Annotated in this window: 14 protein-coding genes; 6 read left to right on the plus strand and 8 right to left on the minus strand. The window is 68.7% G+C overall.

Annotated features, from left to right (window positions below; all coding sequences use genetic code 11):
- Positions 1-220: 220 nt before the first annotated feature.
- Both HNR24_RS11585 and HNR24_RS11590 read right to left on the minus strand, forming a co-directional pair.
- Positions 221-1,186, minus strand: a complete 966-nt coding sequence (locus tag HNR24_RS11585; protein ID WP_182495860.1) for a DNA topoisomerase IB — start codon at positions 1,184-1,186, stop codon at positions 221-223.
- Between the two features lie 178 nt (positions 1,187-1,364).
- Positions 1,365-2,453 carry an asparaginase gene (locus HNR24_RS11590; protein WP_083505027.1) on the minus strand — a complete coding sequence of 363 codons (1,089 nt, stop codon included), beginning with the start codon at positions 2,451-2,453 and terminating at the stop codon, positions 1,365-1,367.
- A gap of 79 nt (positions 2,454-2,532) precedes the next feature.
- On the opposite strand from HNR24_RS11590, the gene purD reads away from it, so the two are divergent.
- The gene (gene purD, locus HNR24_RS11595) at positions 2,533-4,770 is read left to right on the plus strand and encodes a phosphoribosylamine--glycine ligase (protein WP_182495861.1); all 2,238 of its coding nucleotides are present in this window, start codon (positions 2,533-2,535) and stop codon (positions 4,768-4,770) included.
- A gap of 36 nt (positions 4,771-4,806) precedes the next feature.
- Here purD and HNR24_RS11600 read toward each other — a convergent pair whose 3' ends face one another.
- Positions 4,807-5,982, minus strand: coding sequence for a MarP family serine protease (locus tag HNR24_RS11600; RefSeq protein WP_182495862.1), 1,176 nt, complete (start codon positions 5,980-5,982; stop codon positions 4,807-4,809).
- A gap of 224 nt (positions 5,983-6,206) precedes the next feature.
- Between HNR24_RS11600 and HNR24_RS11605 the strand changes: the two genes are divergently transcribed.
- Positions 6,207-6,884, plus strand: coding sequence for a Crp/Fnr family transcriptional regulator (locus HNR24_RS11605; RefSeq protein WP_058889571.1), 678 nt, complete (start codon positions 6,207-6,209; stop codon positions 6,882-6,884).
- A gap of 164 nt (positions 6,885-7,048) precedes the next feature.
- Here HNR24_RS11605 and HNR24_RS11610 read toward each other — a convergent pair whose 3' ends face one another.
- From HNR24_RS11610 to sp36, 3 genes are read right to left on the minus strand one after another with little or no spacing between them, the layout of a single operon-like run.
- Positions 7,049-8,380 carry a carboxylate--amine ligase gene (locus tag HNR24_RS11610; RefSeq protein ID WP_259392451.1) on the minus strand — a complete coding sequence of 444 codons (1,332 nt, stop codon included), beginning with the start codon at positions 8,378-8,380 and terminating at the stop codon, positions 7,049-7,051.
- Positions 8,370-8,843, minus strand: coding sequence for a RidA family protein (locus HNR24_RS11615; protein WP_182495863.1), 474 nt, complete (start codon positions 8,841-8,843; stop codon positions 8,370-8,372). Before HNR24_RS11615 ends, HNR24_RS11610 begins: the two co-directional genes overlap by 11 nt.
- 10 nt (positions 8,844-8,853) lie before the next feature.
- The gene (gene sp36 / locus HNR24_RS11620; protein ID WP_166645872.1) at positions 8,854-9,021 is read right to left on the minus strand and encodes a Sp36 family protein; all 168 of its coding nucleotides are present in this window, start codon (positions 9,019-9,021) and stop codon (positions 8,854-8,856) included.
- A 104-nt stretch (positions 9,022-9,125) separates the two neighbouring features.
- Here sp36 and HNR24_RS11625 point away from each other — a divergent pair, with 104 nt between their 5' ends.
- From HNR24_RS11625 to HNR24_RS11640, 4 genes are read left to right on the plus strand one after another with little or no spacing between them, the layout of a single operon-like run.
- On the plus strand, positions 9,126-11,426 hold the full coding sequence (locus HNR24_RS11625) for a transglycosylase domain-containing protein (protein ID WP_220477225.1): 2,301 nt from the start codon (positions 9,126-9,128) through the stop codon (positions 11,424-11,426).
- 20 nt (positions 11,427-11,446) lie between these two features.
- The gene (locus HNR24_RS11630) at positions 11,447-12,334 is read left to right on the plus strand and encodes a metallophosphoesterase (RefSeq protein WP_310735439.1); all 888 of its coding nucleotides are present in this window, start codon (positions 11,447-11,449) and stop codon (positions 12,332-12,334) included.
- Positions 12,335-12,346: 12 nt separating this feature from the next.
- Positions 12,347-14,230: an ABC transporter ATP-binding protein gene (locus tag HNR24_RS11635; protein WP_058889575.1), complete on the plus strand. Its 1,884-nt coding sequence runs from the start codon at positions 12,347-12,349 to the stop codon at positions 14,228-14,230.
- Complete coding sequence (locus HNR24_RS11640; protein WP_083505029.1) at positions 14,223-16,154, plus strand: ABC transporter ATP-binding protein; 1,932 nt, start codon at positions 14,223-14,225, stop codon at positions 16,152-16,154. Before HNR24_RS11635 ends, HNR24_RS11640 begins: the two co-directional genes overlap by 8 nt.
- Before the next feature lie 23 nt (positions 16,155-16,177).
- Here the strand turns inward: HNR24_RS11640 and aroQ are convergent, their stop codons facing one another.
- Together aroQ and acs are read right to left on the minus strand one after the other, a co-directional pair.
- Entirely contained in the window at positions 16,178-16,630 is a 453-nt protein-coding gene (gene aroQ / locus HNR24_RS11645; RefSeq protein ID WP_182495864.1) for a type II 3-dehydroquinate dehydratase, read from the minus strand.
- Positions 16,631-16,762: 132 nt separating this feature from the next.
- The gene (acs, locus tag HNR24_RS11650; protein ID WP_182495865.1) at positions 16,763-18,775 is read right to left on the minus strand and encodes an acetate--CoA ligase; all 2,013 of its coding nucleotides are present in this window, start codon (positions 18,773-18,775) and stop codon (positions 16,763-16,765) included.
- Between the last annotated feature and the right edge of the window lie 89 nt (positions 18,776-18,864).

Here is an 18,864-nt window from a genome sequence, read left to right on the forward strand (position 1 = left end):
AATCTCTGCCTCGCTTTTCAGTGGTCGATCGGTGACCTGCCCGCCGAAGCGGCGGACCCCTCGACGCTATGATCCCGAACCGGCTGGCACAAGCCGATCCGGCGCTGGGAGGGGCAGTTCACCGATGCGCGAAATGCACCCGGGGTGCGGAATAAAAACCCGGGTTGGTGCTGTCACCTCAGTGGACGGGCCGGCTCAGGCGGCTCAGGTCTCCAGCGGCTCAGCGGGTGAGCAGCAGGGACCGCAGCGCAGACTCCGGGGCCCGCGAGGTGTCCAGGACCTTTCCCCGGCGGTACCGAGCGAACACCCGGGGATCGATGTAGGAGCCCCGCGCCACGGCGCTGGTGTTGCCCAGCGCTTCGGCCACCGCGGCCACCGCGGCGCGCTCCGCGCGTTCCCGCTCCCGCTTGGTGCCGGGGTCCCCGATCTCGGCCAGGGTCTGCGCGGCGATGATCGTCCCGCGCAGCGTGCGGAAGTTTTTCGCGGTGAACTCACCGCCGGTGAGCTCACCGACATAGCGGTTGACCTGCTGCGGGGTGAGCGCCACCCGGCGCCGTCCCTCCTTCCAGGCCAGCAGCGGGGCGCGCTGACCTGCCGCGACCAACGAGGTCATGGAGAGAGCCAGCTCGGGGTCCTCCACCACGATGGCTTGGCGCTGCCCGGACTTGCCGGGGAAGGTGAAGGAGATCTGCGACTCCTCGATGCGCACGTGCCGGCACTGCAAGGTGGTCATGCCGCGGCTGCCGGTGCGGGAGAGGTGCCGCTTGGAGCCGACCCGCAGCGCCGAGACGTCCAGGAGCCGGAAGGAGGTTGCCAGCACCAGGTCCCGGTCCACCGTCTCCGCGCGGAGCGCCACCGTGACCCGAGCCCGAGCCCGAGGGAGTGCCGAGGCCAGGGTCAGCGCCTTCGCGTACTTGCCGCGGTCTCGACGGGAGGTCCAGTCCGGGTGGTACAGGTACTGGCGGCGTCCCGCCTGGTCGGTGCCCACGGCCTGGACGTGTCCGTGCGGCATCGGGCAGATCCAGACGTCGGTCCAGGCGGGTGGGATCACGAGCGCCTCGATGCGCTCGAGATCCGCTGGACTCGGGGGTGCCCCGGCGTCGTCCTGGTAGCTGAACCCAGATTCTCCGGCGATCCGTTCGATGCCCGGGTCTTTGCCGGGCAGCACCCGCTTCAGGCGTGGCATGCGTGGTTCTCCTCATCAGCCGCCCGGGGCACAGACGGGGTCGTCGGGGTCCGGGCGCGGTTCTCGGGTGCCGCTGCGGGCAGCGACTGCGCAGACCTCATTGGACGGCAGGAACCTGAATGTCAGCTACAAACCGACGGGTTCTCCTGAGCTGCAGGTTCTGCGCCGCAGGTGCATCTCAGAGCCGGTCGATCAGGGCAGGCGCCAGCCGGATGCTGCCGACCTGTTCACTGGCGAGACCGCCGGTGATCGGCTTGACGATCTTGCGCAGCACCGGGCCCAGCGCCTCGACGTCGATCACGCCGCGGGCAGCGAGCAGGCTCAGCGCGACCAGGTTCGTGGCGCGGGAGGAGCCGTCGAGGACCTTGACCGCCGCGGCGGTGCCGTCCGGTGCGGCGACCACCAGGACACCTTCCGCACCGAGCTTCGCGGTCAGCCCCAGATCTTCGAGCACCACGGTGTTGGCCTCGCCCCGGCCGTGCACCGCCCAGGGGTAGTCCAGCATGGCCTGGTTCACCGTGAAGGCGTGGACCTCGGCGTCGCGGCGCGAGGTGGCGGCGGCCAGCTTGGAGAAGCCCCTGGCCAGCCCGGTCAGGGAGAGCGCCGGGGCCGGGGCCCCGCAGCCGTCGACTCCGACCTCGGTGGGCTCCTCGCCGCAGTACTCGGCGATCACCTCCATGATCACCTGCTGCAGCGGATGCGAGCGCTCCAGGTAGGTGGCCAGGCGCCAGCCGTTGGTCCGGGTGGCGGCGAGGAACGCGGCATGCTTGCCGGAGCAGTTGAAGGCCAGCGGCGTCTCGGCCTTGCCCGCCTGCAGGTGCACCCGCAGGTCTTCGTGGCGCGCGGGCCAGGCGCTGGGGCATTTCAGGGCGGACTCGTCCAGTCCTTCGGCCTGCAGGACGCTGGCGGCGAGTTCCTGGTGCTTGCGCGAGCCCACATGGGAGCCGCAGGCCAGGGCGACCGCCTCCGGCGAGATCAGGGCTCCCGAGCGCAGCGCGGCGATGGCCTGGAAGGGCTTCAGCGTGGAGCGTGGGAACATCAGCCGCTCTGGGGCGCCGATGGACTCCAGCACCTCACCGCCGGGTCCCACCAGCACCGCCGAGCCGATGTGGCGGGACTCCACGACGCCGGCGCGGGTCACCACCGCGAGCTCGGCCGACTCTGCGACCGAGGCCGGCTGCAGCTCCCGCTGATCAGGGGAACCCACGGCGGAGCCGTGCGGAGCGGGCACCGAGGGTGCAACGGGGGAGCGGCGCGCATCAGTCATGGCCTCAGTCTACGGAAGCGGCCAGGCCGCGCGCCGCGAGACAGACCGGCACAGGTCGCCGTTCGATAGGCTGAGCGGCGTGAAGGTACTTGTAGTCGGCCCCGGAGGCCGCGAGCACGCCATCGTCCGAGCACTGCTGCGTGATGAAGCAGTCACCACCGTGGAGGCCGCACCGGGCAACGCCGGGATCGCGGCGCAGGTCCGCTGCCACGACCTCGACGCCCAGGACGGGGCCGCGGTGGCGGCGCTGGCCGTGGCCGGCGGCTTCGATCTGGTGGTCATCGGCCCCGAGGCGCCGCTGGCCGCAGGTGTGGCCGACGCGGTCCGCGAGGCCGGGATTCCCGCCTTCGGACCCTCTGCGGCCGCAGCCCGGCTGGAAGCCTCCAAGGCCTTCGCCAAGGAGGTCATGTCGGCTGCCGGAGTGCCCACCGCCGGAGCCATCCACGTCAGCGAGCTCAGCGCCGCGCAGGCCGCCATCGATGAATTCGGTGCGCCCTATGTCATCAAGGACGACGGGCTGGCCGCCGGCAAGGGCGTGGTGGTCACCGAGGACCGCGCCGAGGCGCTGGCCCACGCCCAGGCCTGCTTCGCCGCGGGCGGCACTGTGGTTGTCGAGGAGTTCCTCGACGGTCCCGAGGTCTCGCTCTTCGTGCTCTCCGACGGGGTGGACCTGGTCCCGCTGTCCCCGGCTCAGGACTTCAAACGGATCTTCAACGACGACGCCGGCCCCAACACCGGCGGCATGGGCGCCTACACCCCGCTGGACTGGCTTCAGGGGTACACCGAGACCGACGCCGCGGGCACCGAGCGTGACTTCGTGGAGATCGTGGTGGACACCGTGGCCGCCCCGACCCTGGCCGAGATGTCCCGCCGCGGCACCCCGTTCGTCGGGGTGCTCTACTGCGGGCTCGCCGTCACCTCCCGGGGTGTGCGGGTCATCGAGTTCAACGCCCGCTTCGGAGACCCGGAGACCCAGGCGGTCCTGGAACGACTCGCCACCCCGCTGGGAGCGCTGCTGCTGGAGTGCTCCACCGGCTCGCTGGGACCGGGACGCACCCTTGAATGGGCACGAGGCTACGCCGCCGACGTCGTGATGGCCGCCGAGAACTACCCGGAGTCCCCCCGCAGGGGTGACCCGATCACCGGGATCGCCCAGGCCGAGAGCCTCGAGGGCGTGGCGGTGCTGCACGCCGGCACCGCCCTCGACGACCAGGGCCGGCTCATCACCAACGGTGGCCGAGTGCTCGCCGTCGTCGGCACCGGGGACTCGCTCAGCGATGCAGTGCGAGGCGCCTACGCCGGGGTCCAGGAGATCTCCTGGGACGGGGAACAGCACCGCACGGACATCGCCGCGAAGGCGCTCGCCGGTCAGATCGCGCTGACCGTTCAGGACACGACGGGGCAGGCGCACCCGCGGGAGGACGCGACCGAGGACCTGCCGGGCTGGGTGCATGTCTCCTCCGGAAAGGTCCGTGAGCTCTACCGCCCGGCGCCGGGTTCGCCCTGGGACGGGCAGGACGTGGTCCTGATGGTCGCCAGCGACCGGATCAGCGCCTACGACCACGTGCTGAGCAGCCCGATCCCGGAGAAGGGCATCATCCTGACCCAGCTGAGCCTGTGGTGGTTCGACCAGCTCGAGGCCGCGGGGATCTCGCACCACGTGGTCTCCGTGGAGGTGCCAGAGGCCGTGGCCGGGCGCGCGATGATCTGCCGGAACCTGCAGATGGTGCCCGCAGAGTGCATCGCTCGCGGCTACCTCACCGGGTCCGGGCTCGCTGAATACCGTTCCACCGGCACTGTGACCGGGCTGCAGCTGCCCGAGGGGCTCACCGATGGCTCTGCGCTGCCGGAACCGATCTTCACCCCCTCGTCGAAGGCGGAGCAGGGGGATCACGATGAGAACATCAGCTTCGAGACGCTCAGCGAGCAGGTGGGCGCAGAGCTGGCGGCGCGGCTGCGCGAAGCCACGCTGCGCATCTACGCGCTGGCCGAGGGGACCTGCCGGGAGGCGGGCGTGATCCTGGCTGATACCAAGCTGGAGTTCGGCTTCGACCCGGCCGGGGCGCTCACCGTCGCCGATGAGGTCCTGACCCCGGACTCCTCACGCTTCTGGCCTGCCGAGAGCTGGGAGCCCGGCACCGCGCAGCCCTCCTTCGACAAGCAGTTCGTCCGGGACTGGCTGACCTCGGCGGAATCCGGCTGGGACCGGAACTCCGGCCAGGCGCCCCCGGAGCTGCCGCAGGAGGCCATCGCCGCGACCCGTCGGCGCTACCTGGATGCCTATCAGCGCCTCACCGGCACCGAGCTGCTGCTCTAGCCGCGGCCACCGGCCCATCTGGAGCTTGGGGGCAGGTCAGCGGTCGGTGCACTGACCGGTGGAGACGGTCTCGGTGTAGCGGTCGGGGTCGGTCAGCACGCTCCCGGCCTGGTCCGCGGTGATCGCGAAGCCGACGTTGCTGCCCTCCACCGCGCGGGCGAACACCACCCCGGCCACGTCCCCGGACGTATCGATCAGCGGACCGCCGGAGTTGCCCTGCCGCACATCCGCGCTGAGCTGGAAGATCTCCAGCGAGCCCGGGGAGCTGCCGTAGATGTTGTTGACCTGGGAGACGTCGCGAGCCTGCACCGTGGCGCTGCCTGCGGAGAACGGCCCCCCGGCCGGGTAGCCCATCACGTAGCCCGAGTCCCCGACGTCGATCCCGTCGCTGACCTGCAGCGGCTCCACGCCGAGGCCGTCCACCGCGATCAGCGCCAGGTCGGAGGCGGGGTCAAAGTGCACGGCGCGGCCGGTGAGCACCTCGCCGTCGGGCATCTCCACCGCAGGTTCGCCCACTCCGGCGATCACGTGGGCGTTGGTCACCACCCGGGTGGGGGACACGGCGAAGCCCGAGCCTGACTGGGACTGCCCGCACTGCTCGGCCACCCCGGTGATCCGGCCCACGGAGGCTGCCGAGGCGAGCCCGGCGTCGTTGAGGTCCTGGCTCTCTGGCGGCTCTGCCGACTCCGGCACCAGCTGGGCGATCTCCGGGATGTCAGACTCCAGGACCGCCGAGCGGACCTGCGCGAACCAGGACTCCGCCTGCTCCGGCACCGCCGAGTCGATGGTCTCCAGCACGGTGGACTGCCTCATCGCCTGGTTCACCGCCGGGAACCCCATTGCGGAGATCGAGAAGGAGAGCAGCGCGATCACGAAGCAGGCGACCACCACGTTGAGCACACCACCGATCAGCGCGCTGATGCCACGCACGGCGCGGGAGCGGAACATCCGCTGGATCTCGGCGCCGGCGGCGGATCCCAGTCCATGACCGGCGGCCACCAGCACCACTGCCGCAGCGATCACCGCGATCACCCGCCAGAGCGGGTCCGCGACCCAGGAGGCGACCAGCGGGATGGCGAAGAACGCCGCGGTGGCCCCCACCAGGAACCCGAAGACCCCGCCCAGGGTGGCCCAGACGCCTCGGCGCAGTCCCGCGATCAGGAAGCCCAGAAGCACCGCCACCAAGATCACGTCGAGCAGGGTGATTCCCATCAGTGGCGGGCTCCTTACGGTCCAGGGTGGTCTGTGCAGCGGGGTGCCTTCTCGGGCAGCTGCAGGGGTGCAACCCCGGCGCGCGGGGGCCGCAGAATCGCTGCTTCAAGAATGACATAGAATCCTTGGCCGCCTGCCGAACGTTTCCGCACGTCGAGGCGAACTGGTAACTTCTAAGCACCGAGAGTCTGTCATCTCACACATCCAGGAAGAACGGATCGCCCATGGACCTTGAAGTACTGCGCCGCGCACCGCTGTTCGCCACGCTCGACGACGACGTCTTCAGCGCCCTCATCAAAGAGCTCAATGAGGTTGACCTCTCCCGTGGCTCCTCTGTCTTCCACGAGGGTGACCAGGGTGATCAGCTGTACTTCATCATCTCTGGGAAGATCAAGCTGGGACGCACCACCCCCGATGGTCGCGAGAACCTGCTGGCCGTGCTCGGCCCGGGTGAGATCTTCGGCGAGATGGCCCTGTTCAACCCGGCCCCTCGCACCGCCACGGCCACCGCCGTGTCCGAGACGCGACTGGCAGGCCTGCGTCACGAGAGCCTGCGCAACGTCATCACCACCAACCCCGAGGTCTCGGTCCAGCTGCTGCAGGCCCTGGCCAAGCGCCTGACCCGGACCAACGAGTCCCTCGCGGACCTGGTCTTCTCCGACGTCCCAGGCCGCGTGGCCAAGGCGCTGCTGGACCTGGCTGACCGCTTCGGCCGCCCGGCGCCCGACGGCGTGCTGGTGGCCCACGAGCTCACCCAGGAGGAGCTGGCCCAGCTGGTCGGCGCCTCCCGCGAGACCGTGAACAAGGCGCTGGCCGAGTTCGTCCAGCGCGGCTGGCTGCGTCTGGAGGCGCGCGCCGTGGTGATCCTGGACATCCAGCGGATCCGCCAGCGCTCCCGCTGAGCTGACCCGGCTGGCAGCGACCAGCGCTGACTCCCGAGAGATCGGTCCCAAGACATAGAAGGAGCGCCCGGCAACATGCCGGGCGCTCCTTCTATGTCTGCCGTCTGGTGTCTGCCGTCTCTGTGCGGCGTGCGGAGCCGGTGGGACTCCGACCCGCTGGGCCCTTACTCCCCGGTGACGCGCGAGGGCGGGTAGAACCGCAGGAACTTGCGCACCAGCGAGGCCTGGGCGGCGAGCAGCAGCCCGATCCGTCGCGGACTGCGGTCAGCGGCATAGAAGAACGGGTTCCGCGTGCCACCGGAGCGCAGCACGCGCCGGATCCGGCGTCGTCGGTCCGGGTCCGAGACGTAGCGAGCCGCCAGCCATCCCGGCAGCACGGTGTAGACCGTCTCGGCCTGGTCCTCCACCCGGGAGGTCCCGCCGTCGGCGGAGAGCTCGCCGCGGATGAAGTCCCGCACGTAGTACTCCACCGGATTGTTCCCTGCCCCGGTGATGTAGTAGCTGGAGCGGCCCAGCCGAGGGTTCAGCTCGAAGAACTTGGTCTTGGAATCGCGCGGATCGTATTTCAGGTCGAAGTTCGCATAGCCCACCCAGTCCAGCTCGGTGAGCAGCTTCTGCGCCTGGTCCACCGCTTCGGAGTTCTTCGTCGTGAGGATCACCGAGGGGTTCCCCAGCGCGGCGGGGGAGTGATCCTCCACCACGGTCTCGCCCCAGGAGGCGAAGCGAATCCGCGAGTTCTGATCGGCATAGCAGGTCAGGACCCGCATGTTCTGGTCATCGCCCGGGACCTCCTCCTGCACCACGAAGCTGGCCCGGTACCCGGCCGCGTGGACCTTGCCGAAGAGCTCGGCCAGGTCATCAGGGGTCTCGACCCGGTGCACCTTGTGCTTGCCCTCGAACTCGGTCCAGTACCAGGCCGTCACATCGGCCGGCTTCGCCCAGACCGGGAAGCTGAGATCCAGCGGCAGCTGGGTGTCCAGGTCCGCACTGAAGTCCACCACCCGGGTGACCGGGTGGTCCACGCCGAGCTTCTCGGCCAGCGCGGTGAAGTTGTCCTTCACGGTCGCGGCGTCGAACCGGGCCCGGTCCACATAGGGGACGACGACGTCCTCGACCAGGTCCTCCGGGTGAGCCTCGCGCAGCTCGATGATCGCCTGCACGGTGGAGTCGATCGCGCCCAGGAGCAGGATCGGGATGCCCTGATCGCGCAGTCGCCGGATCGGTGCCAGGTTCAGCCCGGTGCGCACATGCTCCATCACCGTGCCGTTCTCGATCTCGAGATGCGTGATGATCTTGGAATGCTTGATCATCCACATCTGGTGCTTTGAGAGCACCAGCGAGGTGATGCCGTAAGCCTCATGGAACGCCCGGGCGGCCCCGTAGGCTCCGGCGTCACCGCCGATGATCACCGGGGCGAAGCCGACGGCGGCCCAGGCGCGCTCCTGCTTCTGCCACCGGCTGTCCTGAGTCAGGACCACGGCGGGCTCAGCGGACATGGGCGATGAGGTCGACTTCCACCGGGGTGTCCAGCGGCAGCACCGTCACGCCGACGGCGCTGCGGGCGTGCTGCCCAGCGTCGCCGAAGGCCGCGCCGAGCAGCTCCGAGGCGCCGTTGAGCACCTTGGGCTGACCGGTGAAGCTCGGTGCCGAGGCGACGAAGCCGCCGACCTTGGCGATCCGGGTGACGCGATCCAGATCGCCCAGTGCCGACTTCAGCGCGCCGATGCAGTTCAGCGCACACTGGCGCGCGAGCTCATAGGCCTGCTCCTCGGTGACCTCTGCGCCGACCTTGCCGGTCATCGGCAGGGCACCGTCGACGAAGGGCAGCTGCCCGGAGACGTAGACCACGCCGTCGGCGATGACCGCCGGCTGGTAGGAGGCGACCGGGGGAACCACCTCGGGGACGCTCAGGCCGAGCTCGGCCAGGCGGGATTCGACTGCAGAGACCTGCTCAGCCACGCCGACCTGCTCAGTTCCGGGGGCGCTTGAGATAGGCGACCGGGGCGTTGCCCTCTGGTCCGGGCAGAACGGTCACCAGCTCCCAGCCGTCCTCGCCCCACTGGTCAAGGATGCCCTTGGTGTTGTGGATGATCAGCGGAATCGTGGCGTATTCCCATTGGGTCTCAGATGCACTCATATCCTCAGACTAACGGACGCTCGCCGTCAGCCTGAAGGGACGGCCCCGATCACCTCGATGTCACCTCACACGGCCGCTTGGACCTTGCCGGTAAGATACAGCCCATGGCGTCTCGTAAATCTCCCCTGTTTGATACTGCCACCACGGTCGGCAAGATCATGTCCTTCTTGGGCGTGAGTGCTCTCTGCGGCCTGCTGGCAGCAGGGCTGATCTTCCCGCTGGCCGCCTCCGGCGGCGCCGCCGCGGCAGCCGGCACGGACATCCTGGAGGACATCCCCGCCGAGCTGGCGGAGGAGCCGCTGAGCGTGCCCTCCTACATCTACGCCTCCGATGGCACCGAGCTGGCCACCTTCTACGCGGAGAACCGGCAGCCGGTCGCCCTGGAGGACATCTCACAGGAGATGATCGACGCCATCATCGCGATCGAGGACGAGCGCTTCTACCAGCACGGGGGCGTCGATGCCCGCGGCCTCTCCCGCGCGCTGGTGCACAACGCCACCTCAGACTCACAGCAGGGCGCGTCAACCCTGACCCAGCAGTATGTGAACAACATGCTGATCAACGCGGTGGTGCTCACCGGCGAGGGTCGGCTCACCATCTCCGGCACCGGACAGAAGACCTACGCGGACAAGCTGCGTGAGATGAAGCTCGCCGTGGCCGTGGAGCAGGAGATGACCAAGGACGAGATCCTCGAGGGCTACCTGAACATCGTGCTCCTCGGTGGCCGCACCTACGGTGTGGAGGCCGCTTCGCAGTACTACTGGGGGATCCCGGCCTCGGAGCTGAACGCGGCGCAGGCCGCCGTGCTGGCCGGCATGGTCCAGTCGCCCAACGGCTACAACCCCGAGGTCAACCCGGAGGCATCCCAGGGGCGCCGCGACGTGGTGCTCGGCGCGATGCTCGACGAAGGCGCCATCTCCCAGGAGGAGTACGACGAGGCGATCGCCTCAGACCTGGGCCTGGACATCAACCGCGAAGAGGTCGGCTGCATCTCCGCCACTATGGGCGAATACTTCTGCGACTACGTGCGCCGCGAGATTCTCGCCAGCGACACCTTCGGGCCCGATGAGGAAGCCCGGGCAGAGCTGCTGGACCGCGGTGGCCTGCGCATCACCACCACCCTGGATCCAGATGCCCAGATGGCTGCCGAGGAAGAGGTCGAGGCCACCGTCCCGCGCGACGATGAATCAGGCGCCGGCGCGGCCATCTCCTCGGTCGAGCCCGGCACCGGAAACATCCTGGCCATGGCGCAGAACCGGGAATTCAGCCCCGGGAACGAGCGCGGACAGACCACCATCAACTACAACGTGGACCAGGAAGATGGCGGCGGCATCGGATTCCAGTCCGGCTCTTCATTGAAGCCCTTCGTCGTGGCCGCGCACGTGGAAGAAGGCGGCGCCACCGACGACGTGGTGGATGCCTCCGGGGACGAGTGGGCCGACACCGAACGCTGGGAAGCGAGCTGCCTGGATGGCGGCTTCGCCCGGACCGACGGCGAGTGGAACGTGGAGAACGTCGAAGAGGACTCCAACCGCCGCATGACCATCGATTACGGCGTCTACTTCTCCGTGAACACTGCAACGATCGCCACGGCCTCGGATATGGACCTCTGCGCCATCACCGATCTCACGGACCGACTGGGAATCCACCGGGCTGCAGACACCAGCCTGGGCCTGTCCCCGCAGAACCCTTCCTTCGTGCTGGGCACCGATGAGATCGCCCCGCTGACCCAGGCCGCCGCCTACGCGGCCTTCGCCGACGACGGAAACTTCTGCGAACCGCGCGCCATCCTCGAGGTCACTGACACCCACGGCAACGAGTACGACGTCCCCGAGGCCAACTGCGAGCAGGTCATCGACGAGGACGTGGTCGCTCAGGTCAACGACATCACCATCAACATCGCCGAGGGAACGATTGCCGCCGGGAACCCGCCGTTCCCGATGGCGGGCAAGACCGGCACCTCCGAGGACTACGCCCAGACCTGGTTCGTCGGCTTCTCCTCCGGAGTCTCCACCGCCAGCTGGGTCGGGAACCCCGAGGGCAGCACCGGTTACCGGGACCGGGTGATCAACGGAGAGCGCTATGAGGAGCTCTTCGGATCCACCCTGGCCGCCCCCATGTGGCTGGAATTCATGGAGCGAGTAGGCGGAGACTACGACACCTCGGACTTCCGTGAGGCCGATGATTCGCCCTTCGATGATCGTCGCGACCGCGCACGCTACCGCGACGGCGGCACCGTCTCGCGAGGGGGAGACTCCAGCGAGAACGAGTCCGATGAGGATTCCGGGAACAACTCCAACAACGCAGGCGGGAACAACTCCAACAACAACGGCGGCAACTCCAACAACGGAGGCGGGAACAACTCCAACAACAACGGCGGCAACAACGGCGGGGACGACAACTGAGCGCCGTCGCGTCCCTGAAGGTGGTCGGCCTGGGGGTCACTGACTTCCGGACCCGCCGCCTCGTGCTGCCGCTGCGAGCCGGCGCGGGACTGCGGATTCTGCACATCTCGGACATCCACTATGTCCCGGGTCAGCGGAAGAAGTTCGCCTGGCTGCAGTCCCTGGCGCAGCTGCAGCCAGATCTGGTCGTGAACACCGGGGACAACCTCTCGCACCCGAACGCCGTGGGTGAGGTGCTCGAGGCGCTGGAGCCGCTGCGCCAACTGCCCGGGGTCTTCGTCGGGGGATCCAATGACTACTACGCGCCCACCTGGAAGAATCCGCTGCGCTACTTCCGCGGCCCCTCCAGCCTGGATGCGCACCCTGAGGATCTGGACTGGCAGCGCCTGTTCAGCAGCTTCGAATCCAGCGGCTGGAAGAACCTCAACAATCAGACCGCAACACTCAGCGTGGCCGGGCAGCCGCTGGCCTTCTCCGGGGTGGATGATCCGCACATCGGTCGCGACGATTTCCAGGGCTGGCCCACGGACGCGGGAGCCTCGCCGGAACAGGACTCGAACACCGGTCCGCTGCGCATCGGTGTGGCCCACGCCCCGGTCTCCGGCGCGCTGAACACGCTGGCCGGCAGCGGGGCCGAGCTGATCCTCGCCGGGCACACCCACGGTGGACAGGTCTGCCTGCCTGGCGGCCGCGCCCTGGTCACCAACTGTGACCTGCCGCGTCCGCAGGCCAAGGGGCTGAGCTCGGTGCACGTTCCGGCACGGAAGCCGCCAGGCCATCCGGAGCAGCCCGCCCGGTCGGTCCCGCTCCATGTCTCCGCAGGCATCGGAACCTCGCGGACCGCGCCGGTGCGGCTGTTCTGCCCACCCGAGGCCACACTCATTGAAGTTCAGCAGGAAACCACATAGGTTAGTTGCTTGATGCAACGAGCGACCGGGGTGGAGAAGGCTGAGACCGACGGGGGCCGTCGTACGCTCTTCCAGTCGCTTGCGCGGTTAGGGCCCTACCTCGAGGGTCTGAAGCTGCGCTGGACCCTGGGGTTGATCGCGGCGATCGGCGCCGGCGTCGTCGCGCTGTCCATCCCTCAGGTGCTCCAGGTCCTGGTCAACTCACTGCTCGACGACGGCGCCCAGGTCAGCGCGGTGTGGGCCGCCGGCGCGGTGATCCTCGGTCTGGGCATCCTGGAGGCCGGGCTGGTCTATCTGCGCCGGTTCTTCGTGATTCCGCCGGCCTCGGACGCGGAGACCTCGATGCGCACCGGGCTCTTCGACAAGCTCCAAGACCTCTCCGCCTCCTTCCACGCCGCCTGGGGCGCCGGGCAGCTGCAGTCCCGCGCCATCGCAGACCTGAACCTGCTGCGCCGCTGGTTCGCCTTCGGCTCGCTGATGCTGATCACCTCGGTGGTCAGCCTGGTGGTCGGCTTCACCCTGATGGCCACGCTCTCCCCGCTGCTGGCAGTGGTGTTCCTCGGCGCCGCGCTGCCGATCATGATCATCGGACCGAGGTTCCGGCAGAAGTTCGTGCACTACTCGCGTGCCTCCCAGGACCAGGCCGGCGACGTGGCCACCAAGGTGGAGGAGTCCGTCCACGGCATCCGGGTCCTGAAGGCCTTCGGCCGCGGCGACCACGCGCTGCAGGGCTTCACCGAAGAGGCCGATGAGCTGCGCGACCTCGAGGTCTCCAAGGCCCGCACCCTGGCGAAGTTCCTGATGGCCATGGTGATCCTGCCCGAAGGGATCCTGGGGCTGTGCCTGCTGATCGGACTCTGGCAGGTCGCCAACCAGGAGAGCACCGGGGTCAGCGTCGGCGCACTGGCCGCGTTCTTCGCCACCGCCGCCGTGCTCAAGGGCCCCATCGAAGGCGTGGGCATGATGCTGGGCATGACCTTCACCGCGAAGACCGCCATCGACCGGCACGTCGACGTCATGGACACCCGCACCGAGATCACGTCCCCGGCCTCGCCGGTCCGCGCCCCGGAGCGTGGACTGCTCGAACTCGACGACGTGCACTTCCGCTACCCGGACACCAAGACCGGGGAGCGTGACCTGATCAACGGGGTCACCCTGCAGGTGCGCCCCGGAGAGACCATGGCCCTGGTCTCCGCCACCGGTGGCGGAACCTCCACGCTGCTGAACCTGATCCCCCGACTCTACGAGGCCACCGGCGGTGCCATCCGGATCGACGGTGTCGACGTGAAGGACTTCAGCCTGGCGGATCTGCGCTCCCGGATCGGGGTGGCCTTCGAGGACCCGATCCTGTTCTCCACCTCGGTGAAGTCCAACGTGCTGCTGGGCACCTCCCATCTGCGCGACGTGGACGATCCCCAGGACCCGCACCGCGACGCGGCCCCCGCCCCGGAGGAGCTCGAGGAGGTGCTGCGCCGCACGCTGCTCACCGCCGATGCCGAGTTCGTCGAGACCCTGCCCCAGGGCGTCGACACCCCGGTCGGGGAGGAGGGGCTGAGCCTCTCCGGCGGTCAGCGCCAGCGCCTGGCACTGGCCCGTGCCATCGCCGCCGCACCCTCGGTGCTGCTGCTCGATGACCCGCTCTCCGCCCTGGACGTGCGCACCGAGGAGGCCGTGACCCACCGGCTGCGCGAGGTGCTGCACCGGACCACCACGTTGATCGTCGCGCACCGTCCCTCCACCGTGGCGATGGCCGATCGGGTGGCGCTGCTGGAGCACGGCCGGATCAGCGACGTCGGCACCCACGCCGAACTCCTGGAGCGCAGCACCGCCTACCGCGAGGTCATGAGCGCGAGCATCCGCCCCGTCAGTGCCGAGGAGGTGCTCAGCCATGAGTGACTCCAGCCGCCAGACCCGCAAGAGCGAGGAAACTCGGAGCCTGCCCGGGCTCAGCGAGGCTGGGCTCAGCGAGACTTCCGCGCAGTCCGGTGACCCAGAGTCGGATCGTTTCGCGCACCTGCGCGGCACCGCCGGCGAGGAGCAGATCCAGCTGGACAAGCAGGAGCGCGGATTCATCCGACACCGCTCCTGGAGGCTGCTGGTCCAGCTCTCCGTCGGAGTCCGGCGCAAGCTGCTGATCACCGCGCTGTTCGTGGTGATCGCCCAGGCCGCACAGGCCTCGATCCCGCTGATCGTCGCATGGGCCATCGACTGGGGGCTGCCCAGGATGACCGAGGGGGACAGCTCCGGGATGTGGCTGCCGGGACTGTCCTACATCGCCTGCGCGGTCACCGCAGGGGTGCTGATCTTCCACTACACCCGGATGACCGCCGAGGCCTCGCAGCAGATGCTCTTCACGCTGCGCGGGGAGGTCTTCCGCAAGACCCAGGCGCTGAGCCTGGACTTCCATGAGGACTACACCTCCGGGAAGGTGATCTCGCGGCAGACCTCGGACCTGGAGTCGCTGCGCGAGCTGCTCGACGGCGGGGTCAACTCGCTGGTCCAAGGCGTGATGTTCATGTTCTTCACCGCCGTGACCATCTGGATCATGGACTTCCGCTCCGGGCTGGTCCTGGTGGCGGCGCTGATCCCGATCACGGTGCTCGCCCGCTGGTACCAGCGCAACTCCGAGGTGGCCTACCGGCGCACCCGGGTGTCCTCGGCGAGGATGATCGTGCACTTTGTGGAGTCCATGACCGGCATCCGCGCCGTGCAGGCGTTCCGCCGGGAGGATTCCCGGTCCCGGCAGTACCGCCGCCTGGCGGCTGACTACCGCGATGACATGGTCCGTTCGATCTCGCTCTTCGGCGTGCTGCAGCCCTCGCTGATGCTCATCGGCAACGTCACGGTCACCGTGGTGCTGCTCTGGGGCGGATACCGGGTGCTGGAGGGGGATCTGGGCATCGGCGTGCTCGTGGCCCTGGTGCTGGCGAGCAAGCGAGTGTTCCAGCCGCTGGACATGATCGCGATGTTCTACAACTCCCTGCAGTCCGCCACCGCGGCGCTGGAGAAGGTCTCCGGGCTGCTTGAGGAGAGTCCCACGGTCACCGAGGCGCAGCACCCGCGACGCCTTCCCTCCGCCCGCGGAGACTTAGAGTTCGCCCAGGCCACCTTCCGGTATTCCGAGGATGGCCCCGAGGTGCTCCATGCCCTGGACCTGCATATCCCCGCCGGTCAGACGGTGGCGGTGGTGGGGCGCACCGGGGCGGGGAAGTCCACCCTGGCCAAGCTGCTGGCGCGTTTCTACGATGTCAGCGACGGTTCGGTGAGCCTGGACGGCGTGGACCTGCGAGACCTCTCCGTGGCCGATCACCACCGGCACGTGGCGATGGTGACCCAGGAGGCGTTCCTCTTCTCCGGGACCATCCGGGGCAACATCGCGCTGGGCCGCCCGGAGGCCACCGAGTCAGAGATCATCGCCGCGGCCAAGGCCGTGGGATGTCACGAGCTGATCATGGACCTTCCCGAGGGCTACGACACCGATGTGAACAAGCGCGGCGGTCGGCTATCGGCCGGTCAGCGCCAGCTGATCTCCTTCGCCCGCGCCTTCCTCGCCGACCCCGCGGTGCTGATCCTGGATGAGGCGACCTCTTCGCTGGACCTGCCCAGCGAGGCGCTGGTGCAGCAGGGGCTGGAGCGGCTGCTGGGCAACCGCACCGCGCTGATCATCGCGCACCGGCTCTCCACGGTGGCGATCGCCGACCGGGTCCTGGTGATCGACGACGGCCGGGTGGTCGAGGACGGGGCTCCCGCAGATCTGGCGGCCCAGGGCGGCTACTACGCCAAGCTCGACGCCGCGTGGCGCAGCTCCATGGGGAGCTGAGCGCTCAGCTCTGGTGCAGCAGCTCAGTCTTCGTGCAGCAGCGAGGCCAGGTGATCCACAGCGTAGCGGTAGCCGTTGATCCCGGCGCCGGCGATCACCGCGACCGCGGCGGGGGAGACGTAGGAGTGCCGGCGGAACTCCTCACGGGAGTGCACGTTGGAGAGGTGCACCTCCACCACGGGAAGCTCCACCGCGCGCAGCGCATCGGCGATGGCCACCGAGGTGTGGGTGTACGCCGCGGGGTTGATCACGATGCCCACCGCGTTGTTCCTGGCAGCCTGGATCGCGTCGATGATGACGCCCTCATGGTTGGACTGCAGCAGCTCGGCCTCGAAGCCGAGCGCTGAGGCCGATTCCCGGCACAGCTGCTCGACGTCGGCCAGTGTGGAGGCCCCGTAGATCCCCGGCTCACGGGTGCCCAGCAGGTTCAGGTTGGGGCCGTTGATGATCAGCAGGCGGGGAGTCTCAGTGGGCATGGACACACTTTACCGGCCCGCAGAAACCCCCACCACGCGCTGAGGGGCGGATTCTGCGAGCATCTCATCCCCTTGCGAGGTCAGAATGCCCGGAGAATCCGCCCCTCAACGAGGTGGGGAGACCCGGTGGAGCTAGGACGCGCCGTGCTTGGCGCGCATGTCCTCTGCGATCTGCAGCATGACCGTCGGATCAGCCAGAGTGGAGGCGTCGCCGGCCTCCCGGCCCTCGGCCACGTCCTTGAGCAGCCGCCGCATGATCTTGCCCGAGCGGGTCTTCGGCAGCTCAGGGACCACCAGCACGTTGCGCGGCTTGGCGATCGGGCCGATCTCCTTGCCCACATGAGCGCGAAGATCCTGCTCCATCTGCTCCTTATCGCCACCCTCGGAGTCACCGCGCAGGATCACGAAGGCCACCACGGCCTCGCCGGTGGTCGCGTCCTTGGCGCCGACGACGGCGGCCTCGGCCACCGCCGGGTGGGAGACCAGCGCCGATTCGATCTCGGTGGTGGAGAGTCGGTGCCCGGAGACGTTCATGACGTCATCCACGCGACCCATGAGCCAGACGTCGCCGTCCTCATCGGTGCGCGCTCCGTCGCCGGCGAAGTAGACGTCCCCGAAGCGGGACCAGTAGGTCTCCTGGTAGCGTTCCGGGTTCTTCCAGATGCCGCGCAGCATGGCGGGCCAGGGCTCCTTGATGACCAGCAGCCCGGCCTCGCCCTTCTCAAGGGGTGTGCCCATCTCATCGACGATGCCGATCGAGATCCCCGGGACCGGGGTCTGCGCGGAGCCTGGCTTGGTGGCGGTCACACCGGGCAGCGGCGCGATCATATGCGCCCCGGTCTCGGTCTGCCACCAGGTGTCCACGATCGGGGCCGGCTCCGCCTTGGGGTCCTTGCCGACGCCGTTGTTCGCGCCGATCACGTCGCGGAACCACAGCCACGCCTCGGGGTTGATCGCCTCGCCCACAGTGCCGAGCACGCGCAGCGTGGAGAGATCGAACTGGTCCGGGATCTCCCGGCCCCATTTCATGCAGGTGCGGATCAGCGTCGGCGCGGTGTAGAACTGCGTGACGCCGTACTTCTGCACGATCTCCCAGAGCCGCCCCTTGTGCGGGGAGTCGGGGGTGCCCTCGTAGATCACCTGGGTGGAGCCGTTGACCAGCGGGCCGTAGACGATGTACGAGTGCCCGGTGACCCAGCCGACGTCGGCGGTGCACCAATAGACATCGGTCTCTGGACGCAGGTCGAAGCTGTCCCGGTGGGTCACCGCGGTCTGGGTCAGGTAGCCGCCGGTGGTGTGCAGGATGCCCTTGGGCTTCCCGGTGGTCCCGGAGGTGTAGAGGATGAACAGCGGGTGCTCGGAGTCGTGTGCCACATAGGAGTGCTCGGTGGACTGCTGGGGCACCACATCGTGCCACCAGACGTCGAGGTCCTCGTTGAACGCGACCTCCTCACCGTTGCGCTTGACCACGATCACGTGCTCCACGGTGTGTCCGGGCTCGGCGAGCGCGTCGTCGACGGCTGGCTTCAGGGTGGAGGGCTTGCCGCGGCGGTAGGAGCCGTCGGCGGTGACCACGAGCTTCGCCTCGGCGTCGTCCACGCGGGAGCGCAGCGCATCGGAGGAGAACCCGCCGAAGACCACGGAGTGGATGGCGCCGATGCGGGCGCAGGCCAGCATGGTCACGATGGTCTCGGGGATCATGGGCATGTAGATGGCCACCCGGTCACCCTTGGTGAGGCCCAGGGACTCGAAGGCGTTGGAGGCGCGGGCGACGTCGTCGGCCAGCTCCTGGTAGGTGATGCTGCGCGAATCTCCGGGCTCGCCCTCGAAGTGCAGCGCGACGCGGCTGCCATGGCCGGCCTCGACGTGGCGGTCCACTGCGTTGTAGGCCGCGTTCACCTCGCCGCCGACGAACCATTTGGCCACCGGGGCCTCGGACCAGTCCAGCACCTCGGTGAAGTCCTTGTCCCAGCTGAGCACGGAGCGGGCCTGCTCGGCCCAGTAGCCCAGTCGATCCTTGGATGCGCTGTCATACCGGTCCTGGGTGGCCACGGCGTTCTTCGCAAAAGTCTCGCTCGGGGGGAATACCTGACCCGATTTCTGCATCGAGTCCAATGTGTTCTCTTGCTGGGGATTCTGGGTCATGCGGCTCCTCCTTGGATACTCCTGTGTTCCCGCTCACAATACATCTTCCGGGCCGCCAGGTCTGAGGTGGATATCACATAGCGGACGCA

This window comes from Nesterenkonia sandarakina (assembly GCF_014138825.1).
Taxonomy (GTDB): domain Bacteria; phylum Actinomycetota; class Actinomycetes; order Actinomycetales; family Micrococcaceae; genus Nesterenkonia; species Nesterenkonia sandarakina.

Excerpts from the sequence above, each read along its gene's own strand:
- HNR24_RS11585 (WP_182495860.1), bottom strand. The coding sequence starts at position 1,186 with ATGCCACGCCTGAAGCGGGTGCTGCCCGGCAAAGACCCGGGCATCGAA.
- HNR24_RS11590 (WP_083505027.1), bottom strand. The coding sequence starts at position 2,453 with ATGACTGATGCGCGCCGCTCCCCCGTTGCACCCTCGGTGCCCGCTCCG.
- HNR24_RS11600 (WP_182495862.1), bottom strand. The coding sequence starts at position 5,982 with ATGGGAATCACCCTGCTCGACGTGATCTTGGTGGCGGTGCTTCTGGGC.
- HNR24_RS11605 (WP_058889571.1), top strand. The coding sequence starts at position 6,207 with ATGGACCTTGAAGTACTGCGCCGCGCACCGCTGTTCGCCACGCTCGAC.
- HNR24_RS11610 (WP_259392451.1), bottom strand. The coding sequence starts at position 8,380 with ATGTCCGCTGAGCCCGCCGTGGTCCTGACTCAGGACAGCCGGTGGCAG.
- sp36 (WP_166645872.1), bottom strand. The coding sequence starts at position 9,021 with ATGAGTGCATCTGAGACCCAATGGGAATACGCCACGATTCCGCTGATC.
- HNR24_RS11625 (WP_220477225.1), top strand. The coding sequence starts at position 9,126 with ATGGCGTCTCGTAAATCTCCCCTGTTTGATACTGCCACCACGGTCGGC.
- HNR24_RS11635 (WP_058889575.1), top strand. The coding sequence starts at position 12,347 with ATGCAACGAGCGACCGGGGTGGAGAAGGCTGAGACCGACGGGGGCCGT.
- HNR24_RS11640 (WP_083505029.1), top strand. The coding sequence starts at position 14,223 with ATGAGTGACTCCAGCCGCCAGACCCGCAAGAGCGAGGAAACTCGGAGC.
- aroQ (WP_182495864.1), bottom strand. The coding sequence starts at position 16,630 with ATGCCCACTGAGACTCCCCGCCTGCTGATCATCAACGGCCCCAACCTG.
- acs (WP_182495865.1), bottom strand. The coding sequence starts at position 18,775 with ATGACCCAGAATCCCCAGCAAGAGAACACATTGGACTCGATGCAGAAA.